This is a genomic window from Lacipirellula sp. (genome assembly GCF_965279485.1).
Classification (GTDB): domain Bacteria; phylum Planctomycetota; class Planctomycetia; order Pirellulales; family Lacipirellulaceae; genus Lacipirellula.
The window spans coordinates 3,319,481-3,332,666 of the sequence record NZ_CBDIIC010000002.1; the positions used below are offsets into that span (position 1 = coordinate 3,319,481).

The 13,186-nt window shown below is 63.4% G+C and carries 9 protein-coding genes; 3 read left to right on the plus strand and 6 right to left on the minus strand.

The window, feature by feature from the left end; all coding sequences use genetic code 11:
- Window positions 1-455: 455 nt before the first annotated feature.
- Together ACQY7R_RS20900 and ACQY7R_RS20905 are read left to right on the plus strand one after the other, a co-directional pair.
- Window positions 456-710 (plus strand): DUF485 domain-containing protein, encoded by a 255-nt coding sequence (locus tag ACQY7R_RS20900; protein ID WP_428307493.1) that lies wholly within the window; start codon window positions 456-458, stop codon window positions 708-710.
- A 60-nt stretch (window positions 711-770) separates the two neighbouring features.
- A complete protein-coding gene (locus ACQY7R_RS20905; protein ID WP_428307494.1) occupies window positions 771-2,510 on the plus strand; it encodes a cation acetate symporter in 1,740 nt (579 codons plus the stop codon).
- Between the two features lie 27 nt (window positions 2,511-2,537).
- Here the strand turns inward: ACQY7R_RS20905 and ACQY7R_RS20910 are convergent, their stop codons facing one another.
- The 5 genes from ACQY7R_RS20910 to ACQY7R_RS20930 form a co-directional block, all read right to left on the minus strand.
- The gene (locus ACQY7R_RS20910; protein WP_428307495.1) at window positions 2,538-4,202 is read right to left on the minus strand and encodes a DUF1559 domain-containing protein; all 1,665 of its coding nucleotides are present in this window, start codon (window positions 4,200-4,202) and stop codon (window positions 2,538-2,540) included.
- 68 nt (window positions 4,203-4,270) lie between these two features.
- A complete protein-coding gene (locus tag ACQY7R_RS20915; RefSeq protein WP_428307496.1) occupies window positions 4,271-5,785 on the minus strand; it encodes a hypothetical protein in 1,515 nt (504 codons plus the stop codon).
- Window positions 5,782-6,486, minus strand: coding sequence for a hypothetical protein (locus ACQY7R_RS20920; protein WP_428307497.1), 705 nt, complete (start codon window positions 6,484-6,486; stop codon window positions 5,782-5,784). Before ACQY7R_RS20920 ends, ACQY7R_RS20915 begins: the two co-directional genes overlap by 4 nt.
- A gap of 8 nt (window positions 6,487-6,494) precedes the next feature.
- Window positions 6,495-6,977 (minus strand): RNA polymerase sigma factor, encoded by a 483-nt coding sequence (locus ACQY7R_RS20925; RefSeq protein ID WP_428307498.1) that lies wholly within the window; start codon window positions 6,975-6,977, stop codon window positions 6,495-6,497.
- A 207-nt stretch (window positions 6,978-7,184) separates the two neighbouring features.
- The gene (locus ACQY7R_RS20930; RefSeq protein ID WP_428307499.1) at window positions 7,185-7,913 is read right to left on the minus strand and encodes a 16S rRNA (uracil(1498)-N(3))-methyltransferase; all 729 of its coding nucleotides are present in this window, start codon (window positions 7,911-7,913) and stop codon (window positions 7,185-7,187) included.
- Between the two features lie 138 nt (window positions 7,914-8,051).
- On the opposite strand from ACQY7R_RS20930, the gene ACQY7R_RS20935 reads away from it, so the two are divergent.
- Window positions 8,052-8,858, plus strand: coding sequence for an ExeA family protein (locus ACQY7R_RS20935; protein ID WP_428307500.1), 807 nt, complete (start codon window positions 8,052-8,054; stop codon window positions 8,856-8,858).
- A 42-nt stretch (window positions 8,859-8,900) separates the two neighbouring features.
- Here ACQY7R_RS20935 and ACQY7R_RS20940 read toward each other — a convergent pair whose 3' ends face one another.
- A complete protein-coding gene (locus ACQY7R_RS20940) occupies window positions 8,901-12,932 on the minus strand; it encodes a hypothetical protein (protein WP_428307501.1) in 4,032 nt (1,343 codons plus the stop codon).
- Window positions 12,933-13,186 lie beyond the last annotated feature (254 nt).

Below are 13,186 nucleotides of genomic sequence, written 5' to 3' on the forward strand. Positions count from 1 at the left end.
TGTGTCGACTCGTGCGCCCTATTCTTTGATTTCTTGCGTCCCTTCGAAATCGCTCCGGCGGGTCGTTGACCCGCGGCTACCAGCCGCGGGTGGCCGAAAATAGGTCGTAGCAATCGGCCGCCGACTCCTCTATGTTCGATGCGTCGGACCATCGTCGGCCGCCGCGGAGCGAGGCGCATTTGTAGCCCCGGACTCCGCCCGGGGGTCGCGCTCCAAGCCGCAACGGCAAGCAGCGCACGCCGCTGCGAAGCCAATGGCCGCCGACGGCTCCGGCGAGTAGTTTTGTCGCGTCCGAAGCCGCCGGCAATGTGTCGCGACAAAATGTAACCCCTTCTCAAATAACGACCTACGAATTCTGTCGCCAAAAATCGCGTTCGCGACGAAATAGTTCGTCCGCGACAGAATGACGCGACAAAAAAAGACAGCCGCAACCAATCGACCAGGCAGGTAGTTCCATGGCCAACCGCAACGCCCGCATCGGGCTGATTTTGTTCTTCGTTTACCTGGCGTTCTACGGCGGCTTCGTCCTGCTCGCCGCCTTCTCGCCAGCGACGATGGCGCGGCTCCCCTGGTCAGGCGTGAACCTCGCCATCTGGTACGGCTTCGCCCTCATCGCCGGCGCCTTGCTCCTCGCCCTCGTCTACGGCTACCTCTGCCGCGTCGAAGTCCCCAGTACGAACGCTCCTCCCAACGAACACGCGCAAGACTAAGCGCCAACCATCATCTCCTCCCCCATTCCACATTCATCCTTCCGCATTCAGTCTCTTCGCATGTCTCACGAACCTTCCACGCTCGCGATCCTCATCTTCCTCGGCATGGTCGGCATCACGCTCGGCATCAGTTTTTATCTTGGCCGCAAAGCCAAGGACTCCGCCGGCTACTTCGCCGCTCACGGCCAGATCCCCTGGTTCGTCAACGGCGTCGCGTTCGCCGGCGATTACCTCTCCGCCGCGTCGTTCCTCGGCATCTGCGGCATGATCGCCTTTTACGGCTACGACGGGTTTCTCTATTCGATCGGCTACCTCGCCGGCTGGATCGTTGCGCTGTTTGTCGTCGCCGAACCGATGAAGCGGCTCGGCAAATTTACGTTTGCCGATGCGCTCAACGCGAAGTTCAACTCGCCCGGCATCAAGCTCGCCGCCGGCGTCAGCACGCTGGCCGTGAGCCTCTTTTATCTCATCCCGCAAATGGTCGGCGCCGGCGTGCTCGTGCAGCCGCTGCTCGGTTGGGAGCATTGGCAAGGCGTCGTCATGGTCGGCGCCGTCGTTATCGTGATCGTCGTCACCGCGGGCATGGTGTCGACCACTTGGGTGCAGTTCATCAAAGGCGGGATGCTGATTGTTTTCAGCTCGGTGCTGACGGTGATGATTTTGCAACGCGGCCTGCATGCTGATCCTGAACTACCCGCGGCGCAGACGATGGTGAAGCAAGCCGACGGCGCCGTGTTCGTGAACGGATTGCCGAAAGGAAACGAACCCGGCGAAGCTCAACTGAAGCCGGTTGGTTCGATCAGCAAGCTGCCAGGCGGCGTCGAGAAGACGGGCCCGCTTGGGCCGCTGGAGTTCTTCAGCACGCTTGAGCAAAGCGAAGTCGTCCTCTGGAGCAAGGCAGAAACGAAGGGCGACGACGGCTCCGTGATGACCACCTTCACCCCAAAGCCGACCCCCGGCAGCCAAATCCTCCAACCAGGCGCCAGCCCCACCTTCGCCGGGATCCGCAGCGAAAAGTTCTCCGACAAACTTAATTTCCTTTCGCTAATGCTCGCCCTCTTCTGCGGCACGGCGTCGCTGCCGCACATCCTCATCCGCTATTACACGGTGAAGGACGAGGCGGCCGCGCGCAAAAGTACGATCGTCGGCATCGCCTGCATCGGCTTTTTCTACGTGCTCACCCTCTACATGGGCCTCGGCGCCATGACGAGCGGCGCCCTCGACGTCACCGATTCGAACATGGCCGCTCCGCTGCTTGCGCGTAGCATGAGCGAACTGCTGTTCGCCATCATCTCGGCGATCGCCTTCACCACCGTCCTCGGCACCGTGAGCGGCCTCATTCTCGCGTCCGCCGGCGCCGTGACGCACGACTTGCTCGAAAGCGTGACGACCGTCCACATGAGCGATCAGCAGCGCGTACTCGTCGCCAAGTGCGCTGCCGTCGTCGTCGGCGTCATCGCGATTTTCCTGGGGATCGCGTTTAAAGAGTTGAACGTCACCTACCTCGTCGGCTGGGCCTTCAGCGTCGCCGCGAGCGCTAACCTGCCGTCGCTCGTGATGCTTCTCTTCTGGCGCGGCACGACGAAGCAAGGGATCATCGCCGCCGTACTCGTCGGCATGATCAGCTCGCTCACGTGGATCCTGCTGAGCGGCGACACCTACGCGAGCGTCTACGGCTGGGATAAAGCCGATTCGATCGTCCCGTTCAGCCAGCCGGGCATCGTGACAATCCCGCTCGGATTCGCGACGCTGATCGCGGTGTCGCTAATCACTCAACCAAAACAACGCCTTGCGGCCTGAGCATCAACCCTCGTCACGAAGTAGCGCTCACTTGATTTCGTCATTGCCAACGACCTCGCCTCCCGCGTAAGTCAGCAGTTTTTTCAAAACCGCCGGATCGATCTCGTTGCTCAAATAGCGCACCGAGCCGTCGCACCATCCCGCGACAAATCGCTCGCGATCATTCCGCTTCACGCCCGCCAGCGCGTGCGCTAGATCAACTTCCCAGTCGTCCGGCTTCGTCCAAACCACCGCCCGCTCCGGCACGACCTCCACCGTCATGATCGTGTTCGACGTTCCATCCTTGATGTCCTTCCACGAAATTCCTTCCTTCGCGGCGAACACCGCCCCTTCCATGATCGGCGCCACGAACGTTGTCCGTCCGCGATCGCCGATCGCCGCCTGCACGGCCGGATCGGGATCGGCGTAAACCTCCGGCATCCGCTCGATCAGTTTGCGATTGTGCTCGCTGTCCCAAGGCTCGTCGAGTTTGAACTCTTTCCAGAGCTGTCCCCCTTCGAGATAGGGCAAGACGTGGACGCGCCAGCTCAGGAGCGGCTGGCCGCTCGCATCTCTGTTCGAGGCCGCAGGAAAGACGTCCTTCTGTGCCGACGCGTAGTTGAGCAAGCCGAGTCCAATCTGTTTGAAGTGATTTATTCGCGTGTTTTGGTAACTCTCGTTTCGCCACTTCTGCGTCATCGCCGGCAGGAAGTCTCGCATGAACGCGATCTGCTGCTCATCGTCGCCGAACGAGATCGAGAGCCGCTTTCCCTCGACGCGCGGCTTCACCAACGCTAACAGCGGCAGCAAGGTACTGGCTCGCTCTCGATGCGCCGGCGGACCGTCGATCGATTGCTTGAGCAGCGTCACGCCGGCGAGCGCCATGCCGCTCTTGGCCGCTTGCTCCAACACGCCGGCCGCCTCAGGCGTGGCCGCGTCGGCGACGAGCGACCAGCGGAACTTCGGTGGGAATTTTACCGCCGCAACGGCCCAGCGCACGTCGTTCGCCAAGAACTTGCCGTCGATCGCCGCAAACGGCGCCGGCAACTGCGGGAACATCTCGCGCAGCACCCGCCGGCTATCGGCGTCGCCGACGAGCGTGATCCCCGCGTCGGCGTCGCCGAGTCCCGCGAGCGCTTCTAGCACGTCAGATCGCGAACCACTGGCCGCCTTGGCATGTAGCTCCCGCACGCGTTCAAGCTGCTTGGGCGACCCTGCGGCGACGATTGTTTCGTTGATCACCGCAAACTCGCCCGGATAGAGGAAGTCTCGCACTTCATGCCTTGGCGATCCGGCGCCGCGAGGATTCAATTCTTGCCGCATGTCGTTGAAGAACTTGGCCGTCTCTGCCGCGTTGCCGCCGCGATCGATCTCGACAATCCATGTCATTCCCTGCTCGGCAACGTCGCTCGTCCGCAGCACCGCATACGCGCGGCGGACGCCGAATTTTTCAAGCCGTCCATAGACTTCCTGGATCGCGGCCGCACCTTGCTTGGCGTTTGTCGCTTCATTTTCTGGAATTGCGCCGAAGTGAATCGCCTCGGCCGCGAACGCCGGGATGTCGACGCGTCGCAGTTCGATCACACCGACGCCGATCACGTCAGCGGTGAGATCGGGCGCGATGGCGGCATGCTCGCCGGCATCGGCCGTGGCGAGAGGAGCAACGGCTAGGCTGAGTATGAGGATGACGAACGTTGAAATGAGTCGGAGCATCTGATGGTCCGTGTCGATTGAAGAGAATGGTTTCATTCGCGGTGCTGCCGTTGGGCCGAGAGCCCGGTCTACGGCTTCGCCAGCTTGATTTCGAATCGCCACGCCGACCCTGAGATGCCGTCGGTGAACGGCAACTCAAGAATCGCCGTCCCGCCGTCGAGGCGATATTGGTACGGCTTGCCGGTTAGCGGATTCAGCGGCAGCGGGACGGCGGTGATCTCATCGAGTGCTGCAGGAAGCTTGCCCGTCTTGGCGGCGTGCATGCGGATCGCTTCGATGGTTTGGAGGGCATTGAGTTGCCACAGCAAGCGAATCTCTGCACTCCGTACCGACTGCAACGCAGGAAGCATGATTTGGGCCGCCGCCTTCGCGAAGGTCCCGTCGAGCGGACTGCCGCCCACGAAGTCTTCCGAGTCGATCGCCACGCCCTTCAACTGCGACGTCGGGACATACCACCACTTTTCCATCTGATCGGCAATCCGGCGGAACTCTCTCGCAGAGTCGATCGCTAGGACTTGGCCGACGGGCATCGCGTCGATGGTCGCGGCGTCCATGCCGGCAGCTGCCAGTCGTTGTTTCGCTGCGGGGTAGGCGAGAATTCCTAACCCCGCCACAGCCATGCGAGCTGCCTGGGGATCTGGATGAGCTGATCCACTCGCCGATAGCTGTTGCAAGCTAATGAAGCTATCGGCCAGCAGTTGCGCCCACTGTTCGGGCGAATGCTGCGCCGTCTCGGGCGAGTCCATGAACGGGAAGATCGCGACGTTGAACGACAATTCATGCCGAATCGACGTCCGCAGGTCAACGAGCGGCCGCGGCAACTCGGCAATAGCCCAGTAGAGGTTCGGCGAGTCGGGCGCGGCGATCAACTCGATCGCTTCGGCGTTCCCCATGCCGCAAATGGCGAGTCCGACCAGCCCGCTGACGATGAACGGAGACTTCGCCACGTTTTCGCCGAGGCGGTAGTTCATCCGCAGCAGATTGAGCGCCTGGGGGTAGTCGTGGTCCGCAACAGCCACGCGCGCGGCCAGCATCAATCCCCGGCTGATTGCACGCATCGCTTGAGTTTCCGGCAACCGGAACGCGTAAATGTCCGGCCCGCGCAGTTCTGTGATGATGCCGTGCCCCCAATCGCAGTCGAGTCGCTCGCTGCCCGGGGCGACGAAGTTGTCGATGACGTCCTGGAAGCTCGTTGCGGCTTGCTTCGCTTTGTCGAGCGGCAACTGCTCCAGCGGCAATGTTTGGTCGTACCAGCGGTGGACTTCTTCGTCACCGTACTCTTTCTCCAGACGCTTCCAGATCGACTCGACGCCTCCCTCAGGAAACGCCCGCGAATAGTGCGTCGCTGCGTTGCCCGGCTTCAGCTCCCGTTCGCGCAGCGTCAGCCGATGCTTGAGCGCCGGCACCGGCTCCGCCGCGGGCGTGACGGTCATCTTGAAGACCGTGAGTCCTTGCTGGCCGTCGGCGTCTTGCACCATCGTAAGTTCGCCACGGCTCATGCTCGGCGAACTTGCAAGGCAGAACGCTGCGACTGCGGCCCACAGCAGTCGCCGTGATAGCAACGGGTCGTTGACTGAGTTCATATCGAGTCTCCCGAAGGGGTTCGTTCCCACGGCCAGACGACGCGGGGAGGAGCGGGGTCGGCGGGGAGTAGTTCTTGTTGCAGGTCGCGGATCGTCTTCGGCGCGGAGGGCGTTGCTTCGGCGTCGCCCGCGATCTGGTCATTGTGAGAAGCAGGCGCCGATCGATCGAGGCGGTGGAGCGCGAACCATGGGCCTGCGAGGGTGGGCCGTGCGTTACGAGCGTCGGCGGCGAGGAAACGGTCGAGCTCGCTTAGCAGCGACGGCGTCGTTACGTTGCGATCGCCCGTAGCCTGAGCAACGGCCGTCGCAGCAGAAGGATCCGCAGCGAGCCGGGGCGTCTCGCCCCCGGCGTGTTCTGCTTCCGCGAGTTCGCTTTGCTCCAGACGCAACCAACCCAGCGTCACCGCCACCGCAAGCGTGGCCGCTAACGCTGCACTCGCACACGACCATGCCACGGTGTGGCGAAGTTCTCTTGTACCCCCGGGCTCCGCCCGGGGGTAGCCTTTCGCAACGGCCACCTCTTCCGGCAAGGCGTGCCGACCCCCGGGCAGAGCCCGGGGCTGGAGTTGCGCCTCGCACGCCGCCCAGCCGGCGCGGTACATCACCTGATCGCGATCCAAGCGACTTGCCGGCAACGATCGCGCCGCGAGTAACGCTTCGAATGCCGCCAGTTCCTCGGGTAGTCTCATTTCGTCAGCCATGGTTCATCTCAGCAAGATTGCGGCTCCCAGTGATTGCGGAGCTGTTCGAGTGCCTGCGTGTAGGTTCGTTGGGCGCTACTCTTCGATCCGCCGACCAGGTCGGCGATCTCCTGCCACGCGAGTCCGCCCCAGACTCGCAACACGACGATCTCGCGGGCGGTGGGTTCGAGCGTCGCTAAGGCGTCGTTGAGTCTGGCGGCGGCGGCTGGGTCGGTGGACGGCGTTGGTCGAGCCGCTCGCACTTCGGCGGCCGATTGTTCGTGAGCGGTGCGGCGGCGTTCGGCCCGCAGCGCGTTGAGCGCCCGGTTCCGCACGACGCGGTAGAGCCACGCCGCAGGATTATCGGGGGCCGTCGGCTGCCGAGCGAGTTCCACGAGGGCCTCCTGCACGCAGTCGTCGGCCGCGGCGGTCCACTGCCGCGCGTAGAGGGCGAGCGCGGCGGCGTGCCGGTCGAGCATCTCGGCGATCAGCGTGGCGTCGACGCTCGGCATGGCGGTTCCGGGCCGATGGGAGGTGTTTCTGCAGAGGAGACACCGCTGCAGGCGGCGTTCGCCCAGGAAAGTTCTCCCCGGGGCCGAAACTCTCAAATCGTGAAAAGTGAACGCGTTCCCGCGCGGCATGGAGGCCGCATTGGACTGGTCGCTTAAGCGACCAGTCCGAACCCTCGTTTGACGTTGTTTCCGGGAGCGGCGCCCGCGCTACGCCGGCGGAATCGTCATGCACGCGACCAAACCGAGTGCCGCGGTCTCGATCCGCAGGATCCGCTTGCCCAAGCCAACCGCTTCCCAGCCCGCGGCCACGGCCGCTTCAACCTCGCCATCGCTGAGCCCCCCTTCGGGACCGATCGCCAGCAGCGTCGACCGCTGCTGAGCGAACTCCGCCGCAGTTGGCCGAACACCGGTTGGATGAGCGACCCAGCGGCGCGGCGCTAATGCTTCGGCGTCGGAGACGCCTCCCATAGCGGGTGCTTCGGCCGCGAGCCAGTCGTTCCAACGCATCGGCTCCGCGATCTCCATCAACCGATTCCGCCCGCACTGCTTGCTGGCCTCGATCACATACCGGCCGAGCTTGTCGCCCCCCTGCTTTTCACTCCGCTCGGTGATCAGCGGCACGATCCGCGTGACGCCGAGTTCGACCGACTTCTCGACGATCCATCGCTGGCGGTCACCCTTGGGCAGCGCGACGCCAAGGACCAGCGGCTGCGGCAGTTCCCGATCGACGAGTCGGCTCTCCAGAATCGCCAGTTCCACTGTCGACCGTTTACAGGCAGTCACCTCGGCGTCGAACTCATGGCCCGAACCGTCGAATAGCGTGACCGCCATCCCCGGCGTCGCCCGCAGCACGTGGAGCAAGTGGTGGGCTTCGCTGCCGTCGAGGGTCGCTTGGTCGCCGGCGATAGGCGTCTCGGAATAGCAGCGGCGAGCCATGGCGGTGTTCGGATTCGAGGGAGTGCTAGCACAAACGGTGCGGCGGAGTTGCGCACCGACGCAAGTTCCGCCGTCGCTGGCGCCGATGGAACAGGCAGCATTCTGTCTGCCGTCGAGCCGTCGCTCAAGAGACTCGCCATGTACCACGCCCATTGGGGCCTCGAACGCTCGCCATTCGCGGGCGGCGACGGCCTGCCGTTTTTCGAAGGCGAAGGCCAAACCGAGGCAATTGCCCGGTTGCGCTACGTCGCTGAACAACGGCGGCACGCCCTTCTCCTCGCCGGGCGGGGCGTCGGAAAGACGGCGCTGCTACGGCAATTCGCTGAGACTCGCCGATACGAAGGGCTGCAGACCGCGATGATGAGCCTTGCCGGGCTCTCGCCGCGGGAGTTCCTGTGGCAAGCTGCGGCCCAGCTCGCGCTTGGTCCGAAGTCGAGCGACGACGTGGTGCAATTGTTCCGTCGAATCACTGACCATGGCTCGGCCGTGGGCTGGGGAGCGGGCGCGGCGACGGCGCTGCTGCTCGACGACGCCGACCAGGCTGGCGCCGATGTCCGCATGCAATTGCTGCGATTGCTGAGCCTCGCCGGCGGGACGACCCCCTGGCTTACGGTGGTGCTCGCCGCGACGCCGACTGGAGCCCGGCGGATGGGCGACGAACTGCTCGACGCCCTCGATCTGCGGATCGAGCTCGAGCCGTGGAGCGAGCCTGAGATGGTTGGCTACATCCAGCACGCCCTGCTGGCCGCAGGAGCGGAGCAGCCAATCTTCGACGACGAGGCGCTTGGCGCCTTGCACGCCCTGTCGGATGGTGTGCCGCGGAAGATCAACCGATTGGCCGATCACGCGCTGCTCGGCGCCGCTGCAGAAGATCGCGACACGATCGACGCGGCAATGATCGAAGCGGCGCACGATGCCTTGAGCTGGACGACGACTGGTTCGTAGCTGACGCTCTAGGCGTGTCTGCAGCCACGGCTGAGCGTGAGGTCAGTCGTTCAGCTGAGACAGAATTTCGTCCCAGGAAAGCCGTACCTGTCCGATTCGCCTCGATAGTCGATCAGACGACGACACGTGATTCAGCTTCGAGCGGGCTTCGGTCACCTCGTCTTCAAGAGCCGAAAGCCAGTCGGGGACGTCGAGCCCGGCGCCGTGTGCTTCGCTGACGAGTTCGGCGATCTCGCTTTCCAGCGCGGCGAATGCTTCCTGGCGTCGCGTTTCATCGCCGTCCATCGCCGGCTCAACCATGGCGCGCAGGCCGTCGATCACTAGCGGGCGAATGAAACGCTCGCTCAGCCGATCGGCAATCGTCGGCAGTTGCATGCCGTATTCGTTCGCAAGAGCGTTGAGCCTAGCGATGCGAATGTCGGCCGCTTCACTGGTTCGTTCAGCGAAGGCCTGACGCCAGATCTCGGCGGCGGACTCTTGCCCCTGGCGGACGAGGATCTCGTGTGCCCAAACGACCGGCTTCAAATTCCACGCAATGCGATCATAGTCCGCCCGTTGGCGCAGGAAATCGACGAACATGTAAAGGAGTTCGCCATGGTCGCTTTGGGTGGTCGTGGTGTTGTAGTCGCGATAGGCGCGATAGTTCTCGACGACGGATTCGATGGCGATCGACATTAGTTCGACGGCATCGTCGCGATCCCATTTGTCGTCAATTTCGCGGAGGAGGAGGATGTTTTCCACCGCATCTTCGTCGATGCTCAGCGAGATCAACCAATCGGCGACGCCCTGGTGAAGAATTCCGCGCAGGTTGCCGAGGCTGAGAAACTTTTGCGTGAAGAGGTCGGCGCCGTAGCGTTTGACGAAAGAGACGAATCGCGGCCAGTAATCGGGCGGAACGGCGAGTTTTTCGACGATGCTTAAGCGCAGCGTTTTGCTGTGCGTCAGCCAGTGATCGAGCTGCCGCTCAGTGAGCTGCTGCAGCACGTCGACGAGGATGTGATCGGCGTCGCGGTCGGTTTCCGCTTCGCTCGGTTCTTCCCAATCGCGAGCCGATTCGACGATGGCGCGGACGATCGATTGGTAGCCAACTTCGAACAGGCTGTCGAATTCGGTGACGGCACCCTGCCCGACAGGATTGGTGCTTTCGAGTTCTTGCGCGAGCTGGAGCAGTTGGCACGTTTCGCGAATGAGCCCCAGTCGCGGCAGCCAACCGAGGAGATCGTGCAGCAGCCGCTGGATCGATCGCGTCACGACGACTTGCTTCGGGATGCCGCCGCGCGTGTGAGGCACGTACAGCAGCTGCCGTGGGGTGAGCGCGGCGAGGAAGTCGTCCCAAACGGCGCGGACTTGGCCAGGATCGCCGGCCAGCACCGCCCGCAGTAGCGAGACCGACACCGCGTCGATCGGATCGCCAAACCGTTCGGCGTCGCGAGCATCGTCGCGCGTCGTCATCAATAGTCGCGCGGCAGTGGCGGTTTCGACGCAGGTGCCGACGATCTTTTGAATGAGAGCATCTTTGATGGTGCGCAGGCGGTCGAATTCAACGAGCGATTCATGCGAACCGCTCGGTTGCCGGAAGCGATAGCGGTGGACGGCTTCGAGCAGTTCGAGCAGCTGGCGATAGTTGGCGCCTGCTTGGGTTAGCCACTGGTCGAGCACCTCGACGCGCTCGGGCCGGTGAGCGTCGCCGCCCCAAGTGATCGCCGCGTGTTTCCAAAGTCGAGCGACCGTGTTGAGAAAGCTAAGACGCTGCTCAAGGCGATCGGCTTCGTATTCCCACTCCGTGTAGAGGGGCTCGGCGCCGTCATCGACGATATCGCCTTCGATGCCATCGTCGGTCGTGTCGCGGAACGTCACGTCGTCGTAAGCGGCGTCAAAGATGTCGCGCTCTTCGTCATCGTCGTCATCCTCTTCGCCTTCGATCGCTTCATCGAATTCGCCTTCGTCGTCGAACTCGTATTCATAGTCGGCGTCGTCGTCGAAATCGTCGTCGTCAGCTGGATCGCCGAAGGGGATGTCGTCGTCTAGCAGCGCGGAGCCGACCGCTCCCCCGCCAATTTGCAGCGTCGGCGCTTGCCAGTATTCCTCGGCGTTGGCTTCGAGGTAGCCGAAGAACGCGGCAATCTGCGGCCAGTGGTCGCCATCGCCGGCGTGTTGCTGCGACTCGACGGTAGCGAGCCACTGGAACGCCAGGGGGTGGAACGAGATGTCGCCATCTTCCAGCGGCGTGCGATCGCGCTGGTTGACCCACTGCATCATCAACGCCCGAGCGGCGACGACGTCGCCATGGTCGAGCAGCGCCTCGATGACGAGCTGAAAGGCCTTCGAAGAATCGAACTGATCGACGAACAGCCGCCAGAAGGCGATGTCGCCGGCCGCCGCGCCTGCTTTGTGCCAAGCGTTGAGGGCGCCCGAAACGAGATTCGCGGAGACCTCGATTTCCTTCGCAACTAGCCGCTTCACGCCTTCAACCGTGGATGAAGCGAATTGATCCCACCACTGCGAGAGCCGCGTCAAGACGGTCGAGAAGCGCGTTTCCAGCGTCGTGTTGTCGACGGCCGCTGCTTCGCTCCAGGCTCGTGCAGCAAGATCGAGAATTTGCTCGACGAGTTCGATTAGCTCGTCGACGCGCCAGTCGTGAACCGTGTTCTCCATCGCGGGGAACAGGCTAAAATTGGCGGCGAAGCCGACGATGTTCCAGGGATCGACCAAGGCGCCGCACTCGATGGCGCGGTGCAGGAGCGCCTCGACCTGTTCCAGGTCCTCAACGACAGGCTCGAGCTCGTCGCGATCGAGGGCGTCGTGCCCCGAGGTGAGTCGGCAATAAATTGCCGTGAGCACCCGCGCCGACGCGACGCGGACGGAATCGGCCTGCTTGAGCGCCGCTTCGGTGCGACCCATGCGCGCGAATAGCAGCGCCAGGTGAACGCGCTGCAGCTGAATCGCCCTGCGGCGAGCCAGCTCGTGGTTGAGATGTTGCCGGGCGCCGCCGAACGGCTGGCGGGTTCGCACTGCTTCGTCGCGAAGTCGATCGCCATGCGGGCCGGCGGCGGTCTCCAGCAACTGGCGATAAAAGTCGTCGCGGTACGCCGCGATCACGGGCAGCAGCGTCGAGAGCGTTACCGACGAATCGTGCCGATTGGGCGAGTCGCCACTTGTTCCCGAGGCCATCAGGATCGTGCCGGCCAGCACTGCGGCCGCTTCGTCGATGCGGTCGTTCGGATCGATTCCCGGCGGGCAGTGCTGCGGATCGCAGCGGGTCAGCAGCGCATCAAGCGTCACTTGCTGCAGCACGAACCGCGAGTAGTAGCCCGCGTTCGAAATGTGGTGCGTGTCCCATTGGCCGAAATGGTAGTTGGGCCGGCGGTTGACGGGGTGATCGAAGTCGTAAGCCCGCGGGTCGAGGGCGACCTCTTCGAGCCGGCTGAGATCGAACCAAGCGCGCGACAGAATCTCTGGATCGGCGTTCAGAAGGATCGCAAGGGCGCGCGAGACGATCGCTTCGTAGCGTCCGGTGGCGACGCCGGCGCCGCGAACGTAGAGCGGCACGGGACGCACAAACTCATGCGGATAGGGATCGCTGCGAGTTCCCGACTCCAGCACCGCGGTTGGACGGTAGCCGACGTAGTCGTTTAGCTGGGCGATGGCGCCGTCGATGATCCGTTCGGTTTCGTTCCAAGGAGCCCCCTGGGAAAGAATCGCTTCGCACGCCCTGCCGATAAAAAACGGGCGGTACAGCTCCCATGGGTGCTGATGGTGCAGCAAGTCGCGGTGGAACTCGCAGTAGGCTTTCGGAAGCTTCTCCGTCGCCAGCGTGATGATTGCGCGGGCCTGTTTCGAATCGGCAAAGGCGCCGCTGCTCTTTTGGAGCCGGTCGACGGCCCCGAGCAGCCAGCGGCCGAGAGTCGGCAAGACTTCCTCCGGCGAGACCTGATTCTCAATGGCCCGAAACAGCCCATTCAGGTTGGCGAGGAACTTCGGATCGCTCGTTCCTGCGGAGAAATTGAGATAGCCGACCGCCTCGTCGAGTAGTGCCGTGGCAGCGGCGTCGGGGCTTGGCGGCGGAGAGCTCACGATGGCTTCGTTCAGGGGTGGAGCGAACGCTCGCCCGGTCGGGGGCGTTTGCGATGGGGGTGTGTGCCGGGTTCCGAACCGGCCCGCAATCAGTTGGCTGATAAGGGCGCGGATTGGTTGAGGGAGCCAAACCGCCTGAATTTGGCCAGTTCCTTCGGGCCGACCTGTATCGTAAGGGACGGGCTGCGGGCTGGTCTAGGCATGAAACATGCTTGAACTCCTCTCGGATCACGCAGATTCGGCTGGGAGCTAGG

What these genes read in the sequence shown, in the direction of transcription:
- ACQY7R_RS20915 (WP_428307496.1), bottom strand. Translation starts at nt 5,785, where the DNA reads ATGAACTCAGTCAACGACCCGTTGCTATCACGGCGACTGCTGTGGGCC.
- ACQY7R_RS20910 (WP_428307495.1), bottom strand. Translation starts at nt 4,202, where the DNA reads ATGCTCCGACTCATTTCAACGTTCGTCATCCTCATACTCAGCCTAGCC.
- ACQY7R_RS20930 (WP_428307499.1), bottom strand. Translation starts at nt 7,913, where the DNA reads ATGGCTCGCCGCTGCTATTCCGAGACGCCTATCGCCGGCGACCAAGCG.
- ACQY7R_RS20905 (WP_428307494.1), top strand. Translation starts at nt 771, where the DNA reads ATGTCTCACGAACCTTCCACGCTCGCGATCCTCATCTTCCTCGGCATG.
- ACQY7R_RS20900 (WP_428307493.1), top strand. Translation starts at nt 456, where the DNA reads ATGGCCAACCGCAACGCCCGCATCGGGCTGATTTTGTTCTTCGTTTAC.
- ACQY7R_RS20935 (WP_428307500.1), top strand. Translation starts at nt 8,052, where the DNA reads ATGTACCACGCCCATTGGGGCCTCGAACGCTCGCCATTCGCGGGCGGC.
- ACQY7R_RS20920 (WP_428307497.1), bottom strand. Translation starts at nt 6,486, where the DNA reads ATGGCTGACGAAATGAGACTACCCGAGGAACTGGCGGCATTCGAAGCG.
- ACQY7R_RS20925 (WP_428307498.1), bottom strand. Translation starts at nt 6,977, where the DNA reads ATGCCGAGCGTCGACGCCACGCTGATCGCCGAGATGCTCGACCGGCAC.